The organism is Shigella dysenteriae (assembly GCF_022354085.1).
Taxonomy (GTDB): Bacteria; Pseudomonadota; Gammaproteobacteria; order Enterobacterales; family Enterobacteriaceae; genus Escherichia; species Escherichia coli.
In genome coordinates this window covers 4,322,670-4,340,172 of record NZ_CP055055.1, presented here as the reverse complement: position 1 = coordinate 4,340,172, position 17,503 = coordinate 4,322,670, and the positions used below count along the sequence as shown (strand labels likewise).

The window sequence follows — 17,503 nt, the reverse complement described above, 5'->3', positions numbered from 1 at the left end:
GAGAGGACACAATGCAGGGTTCTGTGACAGAGTTTCTAAAACCGCGCCTGGTTGATATCGAGCAAGTGAGTTCGACGCACGCCAAGGTGACCCTTGAGCCTTTAGAGCGTGGCTTTGGCCATACTCTGGGTAACGCACTGCGCCGTATTCTGCTCTCATCGATGCCGGGTTGCGCGGTGACCGAGGTTGAGATTGATGGTGTACTACATGAGTACAGCACCAAAGAAGGCGTTCAGGAAGATATCCTGGAAATCCTGCTCAACCTGAAAGGGCTGGCGGTGAGAGTTCAGGGCAAAGATGAAGTTATTCTTACCTTGAATAAATCTGGCATTGGCCCTGTGACTGCAGCCGATATCACCCACGACGGTGATGTCGAAATCGTCAAGCCGCAGCACGTGATCTGCCACCTGACCGATGAGAACGCGTCTATTAGCATGCGTATCAAAGTTCAGCGCGGTCGTGGTTATGTGCCGGCTTCTACCCGAATTCATTCGGAAGAAGATGAGCGCCCAATCGGCCGTCTGCTGGTCGACGCATGCTACAGCCCTGTGGAGCGTATTGCCTACAATGTTGAAGCAGCGCGTGTAGAACAGCGTACCGACCTGGACAAGCTGGTCATCGAAATGGAAACCAACGGCACAATCGATCCTGAAGAGGCGATTCGTCGTGCGGCAACCATTCTGGCTGAACAACTGGAAGCTTTCGTTGACTTACGTGATGTACGTCAGCCTGAAGTGAAAGAAGAGAAACCAGAGTTCGATCCGATCCTGCTGCGCCCTGTTGACGATCTGGAATTGACTGTCCGCTCTGCTAACTGCCTTAAAGCAGAAGCTATCCACTATATCGGTGATCTGGTACAGCGTACCGAGGTTGAGCTCCTTAAAACGCCTAACCTTGGTAAAAAATCTCTTACTGAGATTAAAGACGTGCTGGCTTCCCGTGGACTGTCTCTGGGCATGCGCCTGGAAAACTGGCCACCGGCAAGCATCGCTGACGAGTAACCGGATCACAGGTTAAGGTTTTACTGAGAAGGATAAGGTCATGCGCCATCGTAAGAGTGGTCGTCAACTGAACCGCAACAGCAGCCATCGCCAGGCTATGTTCCGCAATATGGCAGGTTCACTGGTTCGTCATGAAATCATCAAGACGACTCTGCCTAAAGCGAAAGAGCTGCGCCGCGTAGTTGAGCCGCTGATTACTCTTGCCAAGACTGATAGCGTTGCTAATCGTCGTCTGGCATTCGCCCGTACTCGTGATAACGAGATCGTGGCAAAACTGTTTAACGAACTGGGCCCGCGTTTCGCGAGCCGTGCCGGTGGTTACACTCGTATTCTGAAGTGTGGCTTCCGTGCAGGCGACAACGCGCCGATGGCTTACATCGAGCTGGTTGATCGTTCAGAGAAAGCAGAAGCTGCTGCAGAGTAATCTGAAGCAACGTAAAAAAACCCGCCCCGGCGGGTTTTTTTATACCCGTAGCATCCCCACTTATCTACAATAGCTGTACTCTTTTTGTTCATCCCCTGGAGTATTTATGTGGTTACTTGACCAGTGGGCAGAGCGCCATATAGCAGAAGCGCAAGCGAAAGGTGAGTTTGATAACCTGGCAGGTAGCGGCGAACCATTGATACTGGATGATGATTCTCATGTGCCACCGGAATTACGTGCGGGGTATCGCTTGCTGAAGAATGCCGGTTGCTTACCTCCAGAACTTGAGCAACGGAGGGAAGCAATTCAGCTTCTGGATATCCTCAAAGGTATCCGTCACGATGATCCGCAATATCAAGAGGTTAGCCGTCGATTGTCATTACTGGAATTGAAGCTGCGACAAGCTGGATTGAGTACCGATTTTTTACGCGGCGATTATGCTGACAAGTTGTTGAATAAAATCAACGATAACTAGTGGAGTATGTATGTATCGCATTGGTGAGCTGGCAAAAATGGCGGAAGTAACACCCGACACGATTCGTTATTACGAAAAGCAGCAGATGATGGAGCATGAAGTGCGTACTGAAGGTGGGTTTCGCCTGTATACCGAAAGCGATCTCCAGCGATTGAAATTTATCCGCCATGCCAGACAACTAGGTTTCAGTCTGGAGTCGATCCGCGAGTTGCTGTCGATCCGTATCGATCCTGAACACCATACCTGTCAGGAGTCAAAAGGCATTGTGCAGGAAAGATTGCAGGAAGTCGAAGCACGGATAGCCGAGTTGCAGAGTATGCAGCGTTCCTTGCAACGCCTTAACGATGCCTGTTGTGGGACCGCCCATAGCAGTGTTTATTGCTCGATTCTTGAAGCTCTTGAACAAGGGGCGAGTGGCGTTAAGAGTGGCTGTTGATTTTTTGCACTGGCAGGATTACACTCGCGCCGTTAAATAACCAACTGGAGTTTTTATGAGCCGATATCAGCATACTAAAGGGCAGATAAAGGATAATGCGATAGAAGCATTACTACATGATCCCTTATTCCGACAGCGAGTAGAGAAAAATAAGAAAGGGAAAGGCAGTTACATGCGAAAAGGAAAACATGGCAATCGGGGGAACTGGGAGGCTAGTGGCAAGAAAGTAAATCACTTTTTTACCACTGGCCTTCTGCTTTCAGGTGTTTGTTAAGAGCGGTTATTCTGCTCTTTCAGCAAATCACGAATTTCTGTCAGTAATACTTCTTCTTTAGTTGGTGCTGGTGCGGCTGCTGGTTCTTCTTTTTTCCGATTCAGTTTGTTGATTAGCTTAATCGCCATAAAGATGGCAAAGGCTACAATCAGAAAATCAAAGACGTTTTGAATGAAGACACCGTAATGCATCACAACAGCAGGGATATCCCCCTGCGCATCGCGTAGCGTGACAGCAAACTGTTTAAAGTCGATCCCGCCAATTAATAAGCCCAGTGGTGGCATGATGATATCGGCAACCAGTGAAGATACAATCTTCCCGAATGCCGCACCGATAATGACACCCACCGCCAAATCCACCACGTTCCCGCGCATCGCAAATTCGCGAAATTCTTTAATAATGCTCATGTTATTCTCCCTATGAATCCGACAACCATAAGTCTAACAAATGTTAAGCCATTTTCCTGCCAGGAATGAATTTAATTAATCCTTGATAATCAAAGGGAAATAATAAGGCGTCATTAGACGCCTTATTAATTACAAGAAGAAAGGGCTTGGCTGGAAGAGTCTTTCGACGTCGGTAATAAACTTTTTATCTGTGAGGAACATAATTACGTGATCGCCTTGCTCAATGCGCAGATTGTCATTGGCAATCATCACGTCGTTTCCACGTACCACCGCTCCAATAATCGTTCCTGGCGGTAGCTTGATTTCGTCAATGACTCTGCCGACAACGCGTGAGGTGCTTTCATCACCGTGAGCAACGGCTTCAATAGCTTCTGCTACGCCGCGGCGCAATGAGGAAACACCAACAATATCTGCTTTTCGCACATGGCTAAGCAACGCAGAAATAGTTGCTTGTTGTGGTGAAATCGCAATATCGATCACGCTCCCCTGAACCAGATCCACATAAGCGCGACGCTGGATCAATACCATCACCTTTTTCGCACCCATACGTTTGGCAAGCATGGCGGACATGATATTGGCCTCGTCATCGTTGGTGACGGCAATAAACAGATCAACTTGATCGATATGTTCTTCAGCCAGCAGTTCTTGATCCGACGCATCACCAAAAAAGACGATCGTATTCTGCAACTTTTCCGCCAGTTCGGCAGCGCGCTGCTGATTACGTTCGATGAGTTTAACGCTGTAATCTTTTTCCAGACGACGCGCCAGCCCTGCACCGATATTACCGCCACCAACCAGCATGATCCGCTTATACGGTTTTTCCAGTCGCTGTAATTCACTCATCACCGCGCGGATATGCTGTGAAGCGGCAATAAAGAACACTTCATCACCAGCCTCAACAATGGTCGAACCTTGCGGACGAATGGGGCGATCGTGGCGGAAAATTGCTGCCACACGAGTATCGATATGGGGCATATGTTCGCGCATGGTCGAAAGTGCATTACCAATCAGCGGGCCGCCATAATAGGCTTTAACCACAGCCAGGCTGACTTTACCCTCAGCGAAGTTCACCACCTGCAATGCGCCGGGATACTCAATCAGTCGGTAAATATTATCGATAACCAACTGCTCTGGTGCGATCAGATGATCAATCGGCACAGCATCTGAATGAAATAGCTTATCGGCATCGCGCACGTAGTCTGGTGAGCGGATACGAGCGATGCGATTAGGGGTGTTGAAAAGTGAGTAGGCTACCTGGCAGGCAACCATATTGGTTTCATCTGAACTGGTTACAGCAACCAGCATATCGGCGTCGTCGGCACCTGCCTCCCGCAATACGCGTGGATGAGAGCCATGCCCCTGCACGACCCGCAGGTCAAATTTATCCTGTAAGGTCCGCAGACGCTCACCGTTGGTATCGACAACAGTAATATCGTTGTTCTCGCCAACCAGGTTTTCCGCCAGTGTGCCGCCAACCTGGCCGGCACCCAGAATGATAATTTTCATCAGTCGCGACCCGTTATCTCATCACTTTTTGATTAGCTTAGCGTAAAAGAAGCCGTCGCCCTCTTCGGCACCAGGCAGATTTTGTTTACCCGGTTGCTCTGGTGTTCCTGTTTCGCAAAGTTCGGCATCAGCGGTACGTTGCAAAAAGGCTTTAATCTGCAGGCTATTCTCTTCCGGTAACACCGAACAGGTGGCATAGACCAGGGTTCCACCGGATTTTAAATGCGGCCAAATGGCGTCGAGAATTTCAGACTGCAATTGCGCGAGTTCTGGGATATCGCGATCGCGACGTAACCATTTAATATCCGGATGGCGACGAATCACACCGGTTGCTGAACAAGGCGCATCTAATAAAATGCGATCAAACTGTTGCTCGCCACACCATTGAGAAGGGTAACGGCCATCACCTTGTTTCACGGTCGCCTTCATACCAAGGCGTTTTAAATTGTCGTAAACCCGAGAGAGGCGCTGTTCGTCGATATCAACCGCAACAACCTGCGCTTCTGGTGCCACCTCAAGGATATGCGTTGTTTTACCGCCGGGGGCGGCACAAAGATCCAAAATGTGTTCACCGTTTTGTGGCGCAAGCCAGGTCATGCAACCTTGTGCTGATGCATCCTGAACGGTAACCCATCCGTCTTCAAAACCAGGTAGCGCATGAACAGGTGCAGGTGTTTCCAGACGTACAGCATCAGGGTAATCCGCATGCGGGAAACCTTTCATTCCTGCTTCATCCAGCAATGCAAGCCAGCTGTCGCGGGAATGATGCGTACGATTAACGCGCAGCCACATTGGCGGACGCTGGTTATTGGCTTCGACGATGGATTGCCACTGCTCTGGATACGCTTTTTGCAGACGCTTCAGCAACCAGGAAGGATGCAGATAACGTGCATCACTGGCATTAAACTCGGCTAATAACTCTTCTTGCTGACGCTGGAACTGGCGTAATACACCGTTTATCAACCCTTTAAGTTGCGGACGCTTAATTGCGATAGCGCCTTCAACCGTTTCAGCCAGCGCAGCATGAGGTGGAATGCGGGTATAAAGCAGTTGATACAAACCAACCATAATCAGGTAATGCACGGTCCGCTGTTTGCCGGTCATCGGACGGGCCATTAACTTATTAATCAGCCAGTCTAACTGCGAAAGCGTACGCAGTACGCCAAAGCACAACTCTTGAAGAAGTGCTTTGTCTTTATCGGAAACTTTTTGCTGGAGCGGTGGCAGAATGTTGCTTAATGATTGCCCTTGCTCGACGACTTGTTCAACGGCCTGGGCCGCCATGCTACGTAAATTACGTTGTTTTTTCATAAGTATAAAAATGCCCGGCAAGACCGGGCTTAGAAGAGTGGACTATCAGACCAGACGGTTGCCCGGAACAAACCATTCCCGACGAGAGTTCAGGAGGTCTTGCGCGCTCATCGCTTTCTTACCCGCAGGTTGTAACGAGAGCAGGTTCAGGATGCCATCACCCGTCGCAACCTGAATGCCTTGTTTGTTGGCTTCAAGGATCGTTCCTGGTGCAGCGTTGGTTGCCGTATCAATGACCGATGCTTTCCAGACTTTAACCGGCTGTCCTTCAATTTCTACCCAGCTCATTGGCCATGGATTGAAAGCGCGAATGCAGCGTTCAAGCTGTGCTGCCGAAAGTGACCAGTCAATACGCGCTTCTTCTTTACTCAACTTCTCGGCGTAAGTGACAAGAGTTTCGTCCTGAACTTCTGGTTTCGCCGTGCCGTCTGCCAATTGTTTCAACGTGGTGATAAGCCCTTGTGGGCCAAGCTCTGCCAGCTTGTCGTACAGCGTACCACTGGTATCTTCTGCAGTAATCGGGCAGGAGAGCTTATAGAGCATGTCACCGGTGTCTAAACCAACATCCATTTGCATAATGGTCACACCAGTTTCTGCATCACCCGCCCATAGTGAGCGTTGGATTGGTGCAGCACCGCGCCAGCGTGGCAGCAGTGAACCATGAACGTTGATACAGCCAAGACGCGGCATCTCCAGCACTGCTTTAGGCAGAATTAAGCCATAGGCGACGACAACCATAACATCAGCCTGTAGATCGGCGACCAGTTGCTGGTTTTCTTGTGGACGCAGGGAAACAGGTTGAAAAACGGGCAGACCTTTTTCCTCAGCCAGAACTTTAACCGGGCTGGGCATCAGTTTTTTACCGCGTCCTGCCGGTCGGTCTGGCTGGGTGAACACGCCAACGACGTTATGACCAGAAGACAACAGCGCGTCGAGATGACGCGCTGCAAAGTCAGGTGTACCCGCAAAAATAATACGTAGTGATTCTGACACGTTAGTTCTTATCCTTAAGCCCGGGCTTTCAGACGATCCAGTTTTTCAACTTTCTGACGAATACGTTGTTGTTTCAGCGGTGACAGATAATCCATAAACAGTTTGCCGACCAGGTGATCCATCTCATGCTGAATACAGATGGCTAACAGACCATCTGCTTCCAGTTCAAATGGTTTACCGTCGCGGTCCAGGGCGCGAATTTTAACTTTCTCTGCGCGTGGCACTAAAGCACGTTGTTCAGGGATCGACAGGCATCCTTCTTCAATGCCTGTTTCGCCGCTTTTTTCTAAAAGCTCCGGATTGATTAACACCAGCCGTTCGTCACGGTTTTCCGAAACATCAATAACAATGATACGTTGATGGATATCAACCTGGGTTGCCGCCAGGCCAATACCTTCTTCTGCGTACATCGTCTCGAACATATCATCGACGATACGCTGAATTTCTGCATTCACTTCTTCTACCGGTTTAGCAACTTTGCGAAGCCGCTCGTCCGGAATATGTAACACTTGCAAAACTGACATAAATCTCCAGAGATGTGTTCAGGAGTTAGAAAGATTATTTCTTCTATTCTAGACAAATCCCCCTCTGATTGACAGCATCACTGACCAATCGCAAAGATTGCTAAGGCTGCTTATGGCAGGGAGATAAGGATGGTCGATACAGAAATTTGGCTGCGTTTAATGAGCGTCAGCAGCTTGTACGGCGATGATATGGTCCGTATCGCTCACTGGCTGGCAAAACAGTCGCATATTGATGCGGTTGTATTGCAGCAAACAGGGCTTACATTGCGGCAGGCACAACGCTTTCTTTCATTTCCACGAAAGAGTATCGAAAGCTCACTTTGTTGGTTGGAGCAACCCAACCATCATTTAATCCCTGCGGACAGCGAATTTTATCCTCCTCAACTTCTGGCGACGACAGATTACCCCGGCGCACTGTTTGTTGAAGGAGAACTGCACGCGCTGCATTCATTTCAGCTTGCCGTAGTGGGGAGTCGGGCGCATTCATGGTATGGCGAGCGATGGGGACGATTATTTTGCGAAACTCTGGCGAAGCGTGGAGTGACAATTACGAGTGGACTGGCGCGTGGAATCGATGGTGTGGCGCATAAAGCGGCCTTACAGGTAAATGGCGTCAGCATTGCTGTATTGGGGAATGGACTTAATACCATTCATCCGCGTCGCCATGCCCGACTGGCTACCAGTTTGCTTGAACATGGTGGGGCACTTGTCTCGGAATTTCCCCTCGATGTTCCACCCCTTGCTTACAATTTCCCACGAAGAAATCGCATTATCAGTGGTCTAAGTAAAGGTGTACTGGTGGTGGAAGCGGCTTTGCGCAGTGGTTCGCTGGTGACAGCACGTTGTGCGCTTGAGCAGGGGCGTGAAGTTTTTGCCCTGCCAGGTCCATTAGGGAATCCGGGAAGCGAAGGGCCTCACTGGTTAATAAAACAAGGTGCGATTCTTGTGACGGAACCGGAAGAAATTCTGGAAAACTTGCAATTTGGATTGCACTGGTTGCCAGACGCCCCTGAAAATTCATTTTATTCACCAGATCAGGAAGACGTGGCATTGCCATTTCCTGAGCTCCTGGCTAACGTAGGAGATGAGGTAACACCTGTTGACGTCGTCGCTGAACGTGCCGGCCAACCTGTGCCAGAGGTAGTTACTCAACTACTCGAACTGGAGTTAGCAGGATGGATCGCAGCTGTACCCGGCGGCTATGTCCGATTGAGGAGGGCATGCCATGTTCGACGTACTAATGTATTTGTTTGAAACCTATATTCACACAGAAGCTGAGTTGCGTGTGGATCAAGACAAACTTGAACAGGATCTTACCGACGCAGGATTTGATCGAGAAGATATCTACAATGCCCTGCTTTGGCTGGAAAAGCTTGCGGATTATCAGGAAGGACTGGCAGAACCGATGCAACTGGCCTCTGATCCACTCTCCATGCGTATTTATACCCCTGAGGAGTGTGAAAGACTGGATGCCAGCTGTCGTGGTTTTCTGCTTTTCCTTGAGCAAATTCAGGTGCTTAACCTTGAAACCCGTGAAATGGTGATAGAGCGAGTGCTCGCGCTGGATACCGCAGAGTTCGACCTGGAAGACCTGAAATGGGTAATCCTGATGGTGTTGTTCAATATTCCGGGCTGCGAAAATGCGTACCAGCAAATGGAAGAATTACTCTTTGAAGTGAATGAAGGTATGCTGCATTAATCATTTCTTTAATTCAGCATAAGTTGTTATGGCGAAATCAGCACTGTTCACGGTGCGTAATAATGAGTCCTGCCCAAAGTGCGGGGCTGAACTGGTTATTCGATCCGGGAAACACGGTCCGTTTCTTGGATGCTCACAGTATCCGGCGTGTGACTACGTCCGTCCTCTGAAATCTTCAGCGGATGGACATATCGTCAAAGTTCTGGAGGGGCAGGTTTGCCCTGCATGTGGCGCAAATCTGGTATTACGCCAGGGACGCTTTGGTATGTTTATTGGTTGCAGTAACTACCCTGAATGCGAACATACCGAACTTATCGATAAACCGGACGAAACAGCAATTACATGTCCCCAATGCCGGACGGGCCATCTGGTCCAGCGCCGCTCCCGTTATGGCAAAACATTTCACTCCTGTGATCGCTACCCGGAGTGTCAATTTGCCATTAACTTCAAACCCATAGCTGGAGAATGCCCTGAGTGTCATTATCCGCTACTCATCGAAAAGAAAACCGCGCAGGGTGTAAAACACTTTTGTGCCAGTAAACAATGTGGAAAGCCGGTTTCGGCGGAATAATAACGTGAATAATAACCTGCAAGGAGACGCTATCGCAGCTGCGATAGATGTCCTCAATGAAGAACGTGTCATCGCCTATCCAACGGAAGCCGTTTTCGGTGTTGGGTGCGATCCTGATAGCGAAACAGCAGTGATGCGACTGTTGGAGTTAAAACAGCGTCCGGTTGATAAGGGGCTGATTTTAATCGCAGCAAATTACGAGCAGCTTAAACCCTATATTGATGACACCATGTTGACTGACGTGCAGCGTGAAACCATTTTTTCCCGCTGGCCAGGTCCTGTCACCTTTGTCTTTCCCGCGCCTGCGACAACACCGCGCTGGTTGACGGGCCGCTTTGATTCGCTTGCTATACGAGTCACCGACCATCCGTTGGTGGTTGCTTTGTGCCAGGCTTATGGTAAACCGCTGGTTTCTACCAGTGCCAACTTGAGTGGATTGCCACCTTGTCGAACAGTAGACGAAGTTCGCGCACAATTTGGCGCGGCGTTCCCGGTTGTGCCTGGTGAAACGGGGGGGCGTTTAAATCCTTCAGAAATCCGCGATGCCCTGACGGGTGAACTGTTTCGACAGGGGTAACATAATGGAAACCTATGCTGTTTTTGGTAATCCGATAGCCCACAGCAAATCGCCATTCATTCATCAGCAATTTGCTCAGCAACTGAATATTGAACATCCCTATGGGCGCGTGTTGGCACCCATCAATGATTTCGTCAACACACTGAACGCTTTCTTTAGTGCTGGTGGTAAAGGTGCGAATGTGACGGTGCCTTTTAAAGAAGAGGCTTTTGCCAGAGCGGATGAGCTTACTGAACGGGCAGCGTTGGCTGGAGCAGTTAATACCCTCAAGCGTTTAGAAGATGGACGCCTGCTGGGGGACAATACCGATGGTATAGGCTTGTTAAGCGATCTGGAACGTCTGTCTTTTATCCGTCCTGGTTTACGTATTCTGCTCATCGGCGCTGGTGGAGCATCTCGCGGCGTACTACTGCCACTTCTTTCCCTGGACTGTGCGGTGACAATCACCAATCGAACGGTATCCCGCGCGGAAGAGTTGGCTAAATTGTTTGCGCACACTGGCAGTATTCAGACGTTGAGTATGGGCGAACTGGAAGGTCATGAGTTTGATCTCATTATTAATGCCACATCCAGTGGCATCAGTGGTGATATTCCGGCGATCCCGTCATCGCTCATTCATCCAGGCATTTATTGCTATGACATGTTCTATCAGAAAGGAAAAACTCCTTTTCTGGCATGGTGTGAGCAGCGAGGCTCAAAGCGTAATGCTGATGGTTTAGGAATGCTGGTGGCACAGGCGGCTCATGCCTTCCTTCTTTGGCATGGCGTTCTGCCTGATGTAGAACCAGTTATAAAGCAATTGCAGGAGGAATTGTCCGCGTGAATCAGGCCATCCAGTTTCCGGACAGAGAAGAGTGGGTCGAGAATAAAAAATGTGTATGTTTTCCCGCTCTCGTGAATGGCATGCAACTGACATGTGCGATCTCTGGCGATAGCCTGGCGTATCGCTTTACTGGAGATACGCCAGAGCAGTGGTTAGCGAGTTTTCGTCAGCATCGCTGGGACCTGGAAGAAGAAGCGGAAAACTTAATTCAGGAACAAAGTGAAGATGATCAAGGTTGGGTCTGGTTACCCTGATCCAGGTATTCGTCTTTCCATTTCACGTAATTATTCGCGGAATAACGTAACCCAGCCTTCTCTTCATCACTTAACGGGCGGATCTGTTTGACGGGACTACCGAGATACAGATATCCGCTCTCCAGCCGTTTATTTTGTGGGACCAGGCTACCCGCACCAATCATCACATCATCTTCTACTATTGCGCCATCAAGTAAAATTGAGCCCATCCCAACCAAAACTCGATTGCCAATGGTGCAGCCGTGGAGCATCACCTTGTGACCAACAGTGACATCTTCGCCAATGGTTAATGGGTTGCCATCTGGGTTGTACGAGGATTTATGAGTGACATGCAACATACTGCCATCCTGGATATTGGTGCGTGCTCCGATCTGTACATAATGTACATCTCCACGAATCACAACGAGCGGCCAGATCCCCACATCATCAGCCAGACGAACGTCACCAATCACGACACTGCTACCGTCGATCATTACGCGCTGACCGATTTGTGGAAAAAGATCGCGGTATGGGCGTAAAATATCAGACATACTTACCTCAACAATAAATGATTTACTAATGACTTTGGGTACATTATTGGCCTTGTGCAAGTCTTTTAGTATGCAAAAAAGCACCGTTTTGTGTGCGAATGCAGCAAAAAGGGTGAAAAAACAACAAACAGAAAAAAAGATCAAAAAAGTACTTGTGCAAAAAATTGGGATCCCTATAATGCGCCTCCGTTGAGACGACAACGTGAAACACTTCACAAGATGGTCGTAACAACGAAGAGAAAAAATTCTGAAATTCAGGGTTGACTCTGAAAGAGGAAAGCGTAATATACGCCACCTCGCGACAGTGAGCTGAAAGCCGCGTCGCAACTGCTCTTTAACAATTTATCAGACAATCTGTGTGGGCACTCGAAGATGCGGATTCTTAACGTCGCAAGACGAAAAATGAATACCAAGTCTCAAGAGTGAACACGTAATTCATTACGAAGTTTAATTCTTTGAGCATCAAACTTTTAAATTGAAGAGTTTGATCATGGCTCAGATTGAACGCTGGCGGCAGGCCTAACACATGCAAGTCGAACGGTAACAGGAAACAGCTTGCTGTTTCGCTGACGAGTGGCGGACGGGTGAGTAATGTCTGGGAAACTGCCTGATGGAGGGGGATAACTACTGGAAACGGTAGCTAATACCGCATAACGTCGCAAGACCAAAGAGGGGGACCTTCGGGCCTCTTGCCATCGGATGTGCCCAGATGGGATTAGCTAGTAGGTGGGGTAACGGCTCACCTAGGCGACGATCCCTAGCTGGTCTGAGAGGATGACCAGCCACACTGGAACTGAGACACGGTCCAGACTCCTACGGGAGGCAGCAGTGGGGAATATTGCACAATGGGCGCAAGCCTGATGCAGCCATGCCGCGTGTATGAAGAAGGCCTTCGGGTTGTAAAGTACTTTCAGCGGGGAGGAAGGGAGTAAAGTTAATACCTTTGCTCATTGACGTTACCCGCAGAAGAAGCACCGGCTAACTCCGTGCCAGCAGCCGCGGTAATACGGAGGGTGCAAGCGTTAATCGGAATTACTGGGCGTAAAGCGCACGCAGGCGGTTTGTTAAGTCAGATGTGAAATCCCCGGGCTCAACCTGGGAACTGCATCTGATACTGGCAAGCTTGAGTCTCGTAGAGGGGGGTAGAATTCCAGGTGTAGCGGTGAAATGCGTAGAGATCTGGAGGAATACCGGTGGCGAAGGCGGCCCCCTGGACGAAGACTGACGCTCAGGTGCGAAAGCGTGGGGAGCAAACAGGATTAGATACCCTGGTAGTCCACGCCGTAAACGATGTCGACTTGGAGGTTGTGCCCTTGAGGCGTGGCTTCCGGAGCTAACGCGTTAAGTCGACCGCCTGGGGAGTACGGCCGCAAGGTTAAAACTCAAATGAATTGACGGGGGCCCGCACAAGCGGTGGAGCATGTGGTTTAATTCGATGCAACGCGAAGAACCTTACCTGGTCTTGACATCCACAGAACTTTCCAGAGATGGATTGGTGCCTTCGGGAACTGTGAGACAGGTGCTGCATGGCTGTCGTCAGCTCGTGTTGTGAAATGTTGGGTTAAGTCCCGCAACGAGCGCAACCCTTATCCTTTGTTGCCAGCGGTCCGGCCGGGAACTCAAAGGAGACTGCCAGTGATAAACTGGAGGAAGGTGGGGATGACGTCAAGTCATCATGGCCCTTACGACCAGGGCTACACACGTGCTACAATGGCGCATACAAAGAGAAGCGACCTCGCGAGAGCAAGCGGACCTCATAAAGTGCGTCGTAGTCCGGATTGGAGTCTGCAACTCGACTCCATGAAGTCGGAATCGCTAGTAATCGTGGATCAGAATGCCACGGTGAATACGTTCCCGGGCCTTGTACACACCGCCCGTCACACCATGGGAGTGGGTTGCAAAAGAAGTAGGTAGCTTAACCTTCGGGAGGGCGCTTACCACTTTGTGATTCATGACTGGGGTGAAGTCGTAACAAGGTAACCGTAGGGGAACCTGCGGTTGGATCACCTCCTTACCTTAAAGAAGCGTACTTTGCAGTGCTCACACAGATTGTCTGATGAAAATGAGCAGTAAAACCTCTACAGGCTTGTAGCTCAGGTGGTTAGAGCGCACCCCTGATAAGGGTGAGGTCGGTGGTTCAAGTCCACTCAGGCCTACCAAATTTGCACGGCAAATTTGAAGAGGTTTTAACTACATGTTATGGGGCTATAGCTCAGCTGGGAGAGCGCCTGCTTTGCACGCAGGAGGTCTGCGGTTCGATCCCGCATAGCTCCACCATCTCTGTAGTGATTAAATAAAAAATACTTCAGAGTGTACCTGCAAAGGTTCACTGCGAAGTTTTGCTCTTTAAAAATCTGGATCAAGCTGAAAATTGAAACACTGAACAACGAGAGTTGTTCGTGAGTCTCTCAAATTTTCGCAACACGATGATGAATCGAAAGAAACATCTTCGGGTTGTGAGGTTAAGCGACTAAGCGTACACGGTGGATGCCCTGGCAGTCAGAGGCGATGAAGGACGTGCTAATCTGCGATAAGCGTCGGTAAGGTGATATGAACCGTTATAACCGGCGATTTCCGAATGGGGAAACCCAGTGTGTTTCGACACACTATCATTAACTGAATCCATAGGTTAATGAGGCGAACCGGGGGAACTGAAACATCTAAGTACCCCGAGGAAAAGAAATCAACCGAGATTCCCCCAGTAGCGGCGAGCGAACGGGGAGGAGCCCAGAGCCTGAATCAGTGTGTGTGTTAGTGGAAGCGTCTGGAAAGGCGCGCGATACAGGGTGACAGCCCCGTACACAAAAATGCACATACTGTGAGCTCGATGAGTAGGGCGGGACACGTGGTATCCTGTCTGAATATGGGGGGACCATCCTCCAAGGCTAAATACTCCTGACTGACCGATAGTGAACCAGTACCGTGAGGGAAAGGCGAAAAGAACCCCGGCGAGGGGAGTGAAAAAGAACCTGAAACCGTGTACGTACAAGCAGTGGGAGCCTCTTTTATGGGGTGACTGCGTACCTTTTGTATAATGGGTCAGCGACTTATATTCTGTAGCAAGGTTAACCGAATAGGGGAGCCGAAGGGAAACCGAGTCTTAACTGGGCGTTAAGTTGCAGGGTATAGACCCGAAACCCGGTGATCTAGCCATGGGCAGGTTGAAGGTTGGGTAACACTAACTGGAGGACCGAACCGACTAATGTTGAAAAATTAGCGGATGACTTGTGGCTGGGGGTGAAAGGCCAATCAAACCGGGAGATAGCTGGTTCTCCCCGAAAGCTATTTAGGTAGCGCCTCGTGAATTCATCTCCGGGGGTAGAGCACTGTTTCGGCAAGGGGGTCATCCCGACTTACCAACCCGATGCAAACTGCGAATACCGGAGAATGTTATCACGGGAGACACACGGCGGGTGCTAACGTCCGTCGTGAAGAGGGAAACAACCCAGACCGCCAGCTAAGGTCCCAAAGTCATGGTTAAGTGGGAAACGATGTGGGAAGGCCCAGACAGCCAGGATGTTGGCTTAGAAGCAGCCATCATTTAAAGAAAGCGTAATAGCTCACTGGTCGAGTCGGCCTGCGCGGAAGATGTAACGGGGCTAAACCATGCACCGAAGCTGCGGCAGCGACACTATGTGTTGTTGGGTAGGGGAGCGTTCTGTAAGCCTGTGAAGGTGTACTGTGAGGTATGCTGGAGGTATCAGAAGTGCGAATGCTGACATAAGTAACGATAAAGCGGGTGAAAAGCCCGCTCGCCGGAAGACCAAGGGTTCCTGTCCAACGTTAATCGGGGCAGGGTGAGTCGACCCCTAAGGCGAGGCCGAAAGGCGTAGTCGATGGGAAACAGGTTAATATTCCTGTACTTGGTGTTACTGCGAAGGGGGGACGGAGAAGGCTATGTTGGCCGGGCGACGGTTGTCCCGGTTTAAGCGTGTAGGCTGGTTTTCCAGGCAAATCCGGAAAATCAAGGCTGAGGCGTGATGACGAGGCACTACGGTGCTGAAGCAACAAATGCCCTGCTTCCAGGAAAAGCCTCTAAGCATCAGGTAACATCAAATCGTACCCCAAACCGACACAGGTGGTCAGGTAGAGAATACCAAGGCGCTTGAGAGAACTCGGGTGAAGGAACTAGGCAAAATGGTGCCGTAACTTCGGGAGAAGGCACGCTGATATGTAGGTGAAGTCCCTCGCGGATGGAGCTGAAATCAGTCGAAGATACCAGCTGGCTGCAACTGTTTATTAAAAACACAGCACTGTGCAAACACGAAAGTGGACGTATACGGTGTGACGCCTGCCCGGTGCCGGAAGGTTAATTGATGGGGTCAGCGCAAGCGAAGCTCTTGATCGAAGCCCCGGTAAACGGCGGCCGTAACTATAACGGTCCTAAGGTAGCGAAATTCCTTGTCGGGTAAGTTCCGACCTGCACGAATGGCGTAATGATGGCCAGGCTGTCTCCACCCGAGACTCAGTGAAATTGAACTCGCTGTGAAGATGCAGTGTACCCGCGGCAAGACGGAAAGACCCCGTGAACCTTTACTATAGCTTGACACTGAACATTGAGCCTTGATGTGTAGGATAGGTGGGAGGCTTAGAAGTGTGGACGCCAGTCTGCATGGAGCCGACCTTGAAATACCACCCTTTAATGTTTGATGTTCTAACGTTGACCCGTGATCCGGGTTGCGGACAGTGTCTGGTGGGTAGTTTGACTGGGGCGGTCTCCTCCTAAAGAGTAACGGAGGAGCACGAAGGTTGGCTAATCCTGGTCGGACATCAGGAGGTTAGTGCAATGGCATAAGCCAGCTTGACTGCGAGCGTGACGGCGCGAGCAGGTGCGAAAGCAGGTCATAGTGATCCGGTGGTTCTGAATGGAAGGGCCATCGCTCAACGGATAAAAGGTACTCCGGGGATAACAGGCTGATACCGCCCAAGAGTTCATATCGACGGCGGTGTTTGGCACCTCGATGTCGGCTCATCACATCCTGGGGCTGAAGTAGGTCCCAAGGGTATGGCTGTTCGCCATTTAAAGTGGTACGCGAGCTGGGTTTAGAACGTCGTGAGACAGTTCGGTCCCTATCTGCCGTGGGCGCTGGAGAACTGAGGGGGGCTGCTCCTAGTACGAGAGGACCGGAGTGGACGCATCACTGGTGTTCGGGTTGTCATGCCAATGGCACTGCCCGGTAGCTAAATGCGGAAGAGATAAGTGCTGAAAGCATCTAAGCACGAAACTTGCCCCGAGATGAGTTCTCCCTGACCCTTTAAGGGTCCTGAAGGAACGTTGAAGACGACGACGTTGATAGGCCGGGTGTGTAAGCGCAGCGATGCGTTGAGCTAACCGGTACTAATGAACCGTGAGGCTTAACCTTACAACGCCGAAGCTGTTTTGGCGGATGAGAGAAGATTTTCAGCCTGATACAGATTAAATCAGAACGCAGAAGCGGTCTGATAAAACAGAATTTGCCTGGCGGCCTTAGCGCGGTGGTCCCACCTGACCCCATGCCGAACTCAGAAGTGAAACGCCGTAGCGCCGATGGTAGTGTGGGGTCTCCCCATGCGAGAGTAGGGAACTGCCAGGCATCAAATTTAGCGTGCTGATATGGCTCAGTTGGTAGAGCGCACCCTTGGTAAGGGTGAGGTCCCCAGTTCGACTCTGGGTATCAGCACCACTTTTTAGGTTAAAGTTCGGCAGATTAGAAAAGAA

17 protein-coding genes, 3 tRNA genes and 3 rRNA genes are annotated in these 17,503 nt (G+C 50.2%); 17 read left to right on the top strand and 6 right to left on the bottom strand.

The annotated features are described in order from the left end of the window. Positions 1–11: 11 nt before the first annotated feature. From HUZ68_RS20730 to arfA, 5 genes are all read left to right on the top strand, one after another. The gene (locus HUZ68_RS20730; protein ID WP_001162094.1) at positions 12–1,001 is read left to right on the top strand and encodes a DNA-directed RNA polymerase subunit alpha; all 990 of its coding nucleotides are present in this window, start codon (positions 12–14) and stop codon (positions 999–1,001) included. Positions 1,002–1,041: 40 nt separating this feature from the next. Beyond that, entirely contained in the window at positions 1,042–1,425 is a 384-nt protein-coding gene (rplQ, locus tag HUZ68_RS20725) for a 50S ribosomal protein L17 (RefSeq protein ID WP_001216368.1), read from the top strand. A 106-nt stretch (positions 1,426–1,531) separates the two neighbouring features. Beyond that, entirely contained in the window at positions 1,532–1,900 is a 369-nt protein-coding gene (locus HUZ68_RS20720) for a DnaJ family domain-containing protein (protein ID WP_000266488.1), read from the top strand. Positions 1,901–1,910: 10 nt separating this feature from the next. Further along, complete coding sequence (zntR, locus tag HUZ68_RS20715; RefSeq protein WP_000285607.1) at positions 1,911–2,336, top strand: Zn(2+)-responsive transcriptional regulator; 426 nt, start codon at positions 1,911–1,913, stop codon at positions 2,334–2,336. Positions 2,337–2,391: 55 nt separating this feature from the next. After that, positions 2,392–2,610 (top strand): alternative ribosome-rescue factor ArfA, encoded by a 219-nt coding sequence (gene arfA / locus HUZ68_RS20710; RefSeq protein ID WP_000092699.1) that lies wholly within the window; start codon positions 2,392–2,394, stop codon positions 2,608–2,610. On the opposite strand, the gene mscL is transcribed toward arfA, so the two are convergent. From mscL to def, 5 genes are all read right to left on the bottom strand, one after another. Then, positions 2,607–3,017: a large-conductance mechanosensitive channel protein MscL gene (mscL, locus tag HUZ68_RS20705; RefSeq protein WP_000022442.1), complete on the bottom strand. Its 411-nt coding sequence runs from the start codon at positions 3,015–3,017 to the stop codon at positions 2,607–2,609. The genes arfA and mscL overlap by 4 nt on opposite strands. Before the next feature lie 129 nt (positions 3,018–3,146). Next, positions 3,147–4,523 (bottom strand): Trk system potassium transporter TrkA, encoded by a 1,377-nt coding sequence (gene trkA / locus HUZ68_RS20700; RefSeq protein ID WP_000691382.1) that lies wholly within the window; start codon positions 4,521–4,523, stop codon positions 3,147–3,149. A gap of 21 nt (positions 4,524–4,544) precedes the next feature. Further along, positions 4,545–5,834 (bottom strand): 16S rRNA (cytosine(967)-C(5))-methyltransferase RsmB, encoded by a 1,290-nt coding sequence (rsmB, locus tag HUZ68_RS20695; RefSeq protein WP_000744779.1) that lies wholly within the window; start codon positions 5,832–5,834, stop codon positions 4,545–4,547. Between the two features lie 45 nt (positions 5,835–5,879). Next, positions 5,880–6,827: a methionyl-tRNA formyltransferase gene (gene fmt / locus HUZ68_RS20690; RefSeq protein WP_000004459.1), complete on the bottom strand. Its 948-nt coding sequence runs from the start codon at positions 6,825–6,827 to the stop codon at positions 5,880–5,882. 14 nt (positions 6,828–6,841) lie between these two features. Further along, entirely contained in the window at positions 6,842–7,351 is a 510-nt protein-coding gene (def, locus tag HUZ68_RS20685; RefSeq protein ID WP_000114984.1) for a peptide deformylase, read from the bottom strand. Positions 7,352–7,480: 129 nt separating this feature from the next. Here def and dprA point away from each other — a divergent pair, with 129 nt between their 5' ends. From dprA to HUZ68_RS20655, 6 genes are read left to right on the top strand one after another with little or no spacing between them, the layout of a single operon-like run. Further along, positions 7,481–8,605 carry a DNA-protecting protein DprA gene (gene dprA / locus HUZ68_RS20680; RefSeq protein WP_000228567.1) on the top strand — a complete coding sequence of 375 codons (1,125 nt, stop codon included), beginning with the start codon at positions 7,481–7,483 and terminating at the stop codon, positions 8,603–8,605. Continuing rightward, positions 8,577–9,050 carry a DUF494 family protein Smg gene (gene smg, locus HUZ68_RS20675; protein ID WP_000460672.1) on the top strand — a complete coding sequence of 158 codons (474 nt, stop codon included), beginning with the start codon at positions 8,577–8,579 and terminating at the stop codon, positions 9,048–9,050. The genes dprA and smg overlap by 29 nt, the downstream gene beginning before the upstream one ends. A 28-nt stretch (positions 9,051–9,078) precedes the next feature. Then, the gene (locus tag HUZ68_RS20670) at positions 9,079–9,621 is read left to right on the top strand and encodes a DNA topoisomerase family protein (protein ID WP_001129723.1); all 543 of its coding nucleotides are present in this window, start codon (positions 9,079–9,081) and stop codon (positions 9,619–9,621) included. 4 nt (positions 9,622–9,625) lie between these two features. Further along, complete coding sequence (gene tsaC, locus HUZ68_RS20665) at positions 9,626–10,198, top strand: L-threonylcarbamoyladenylate synthase type 1 TsaC (RefSeq protein ID WP_033814715.1); 573 nt, start codon at positions 9,626–9,628, stop codon at positions 10,196–10,198. A gap of 4 nt (positions 10,199–10,202) precedes the next feature. Continuing rightward, positions 10,203–11,021: a shikimate dehydrogenase gene (gene aroE / locus HUZ68_RS20660; RefSeq protein WP_033814716.1), complete on the top strand. Its 819-nt coding sequence runs from the start codon at positions 10,203–10,205 to the stop codon at positions 11,019–11,021. Next, the gene (locus tag HUZ68_RS20655) at positions 11,018–11,275 is read left to right on the top strand and encodes a DUF1488 family protein (protein WP_001070590.1); all 258 of its coding nucleotides are present in this window, start codon (positions 11,018–11,020) and stop codon (positions 11,273–11,275) included. Before aroE ends, HUZ68_RS20655 begins: the two co-directional genes overlap by 4 nt. On the opposite strand, the gene HUZ68_RS20650 is transcribed toward HUZ68_RS20655, so the two are convergent. Next, positions 11,251–11,805 carry a gamma carbonic anhydrase family protein gene (locus tag HUZ68_RS20650; RefSeq protein ID WP_033814717.1) on the bottom strand — a complete coding sequence of 185 codons (555 nt, stop codon included), beginning with the start codon at positions 11,803–11,805 and terminating at the stop codon, positions 11,251–11,253. The two genes, HUZ68_RS20655 and HUZ68_RS20650, sit on opposite strands and share 25 nt — an antisense overlap. A gap of 472 nt (positions 11,806–12,277) precedes the next feature. On the opposite strand from HUZ68_RS20650, the gene HUZ68_RS20645 reads away from it, so the two are divergent. The 6 genes from HUZ68_RS20645 to HUZ68_RS20620 all read left to right on the top strand — a co-directional run bounded on the left by HUZ68_RS20645 (position 12,278) and on the right by HUZ68_RS20620 (position 17,468). Beyond that, positions 12,278–13,819, top strand: a 16S ribosomal RNA gene (locus HUZ68_RS20645). 68 nt (positions 13,820–13,887) lie between these two features. After that, a tRNA-Ile gene (locus HUZ68_RS20640) sits at positions 13,888–13,964 on the top strand. Positions 13,965–14,006: 42 nt separating this feature from the next. After that, positions 14,007–14,082: transfer RNA gene (locus HUZ68_RS20635), tRNA-Ala, on the top strand. Between the two features lie 183 nt (positions 14,083–14,265). Further along, a 23S ribosomal RNA gene (locus HUZ68_RS20630) occupies positions 14,266–17,168 on the top strand. 94 nt (positions 17,169–17,262) lie between these two features. Continuing rightward, positions 17,263–17,378, top strand: a 5S ribosomal RNA gene (gene rrf, locus HUZ68_RS20625). Together the 16S, 23S and 5S rRNA genes with 3 tRNA genes alongside form the textbook arrangement of a ribosomal RNA operon. Positions 17,379–17,392: 14 nt before the next feature. After that, positions 17,393–17,468, top strand: a tRNA-Thr gene (locus HUZ68_RS20620). The last annotated feature ends 35 nt before the right edge of the window (positions 17,469–17,503 follow it).

Bases quoted from the DNA above. Each gene is read 5' to 3' on its own strand.
- trkA (WP_000691382.1), bottom strand. From the start codon at position 4,523: ATGAAAATTATCATTCTGGGTGCCGGCCAGGTTGGCGGCACACTGGCG.
- aroE (WP_033814716.1), top strand. From the start codon at position 10,203: ATGGAAACCTATGCTGTTTTTGGTAATCCGATAGCCCACAGCAAATCG.
- HUZ68_RS20730 (WP_001162094.1), top strand. From the start codon at position 12: ATGCAGGGTTCTGTGACAGAGTTTCTAAAACCGCGCCTGGTTGATATC.
- HUZ68_RS20650 (WP_033814717.1), bottom strand. From the start codon at position 11,805: ATGTCTGATATTTTACGCCCATACCGCGATCTTTTTCCACAAATCGGT.
- zntR (WP_000285607.1), top strand. From the start codon at position 1,911: ATGTATCGCATTGGTGAGCTGGCAAAAATGGCGGAAGTAACACCCGAC.
- dprA (WP_000228567.1), top strand. From the start codon at position 7,481: ATGGTCGATACAGAAATTTGGCTGCGTTTAATGAGCGTCAGCAGCTTG.
- def (WP_000114984.1), bottom strand. From the start codon at position 7,351: ATGTCAGTTTTGCAAGTGTTACATATTCCGGACGAGCGGCTTCGCAAA.
- rsmB (WP_000744779.1), bottom strand. From the start codon at position 5,834: ATGAAAAAACAACGTAATTTACGTAGCATGGCGGCCCAGGCCGTTGAA.
- mscL (WP_000022442.1), bottom strand. From the start codon at position 3,017: ATGAGCATTATTAAAGAATTTCGCGAATTTGCGATGCGCGGGAACGTG.
- HUZ68_RS20720 (WP_000266488.1), top strand. From the start codon at position 1,532: ATGTGGTTACTTGACCAGTGGGCAGAGCGCCATATAGCAGAAGCGCAA.
- rplQ (WP_001216368.1), top strand. From the start codon at position 1,042: ATGCGCCATCGTAAGAGTGGTCGTCAACTGAACCGCAACAGCAGCCAT.
- HUZ68_RS20670 (WP_001129723.1), top strand. From the start codon at position 9,079: ATGGCGAAATCAGCACTGTTCACGGTGCGTAATAATGAGTCCTGCCCA.
- smg (WP_000460672.1), top strand. From the start codon at position 8,577: ATGTTCGACGTACTAATGTATTTGTTTGAAACCTATATTCACACAGAA.
- arfA (WP_000092699.1), top strand. From the start codon at position 2,392: ATGAGCCGATATCAGCATACTAAAGGGCAGATAAAGGATAATGCGATA.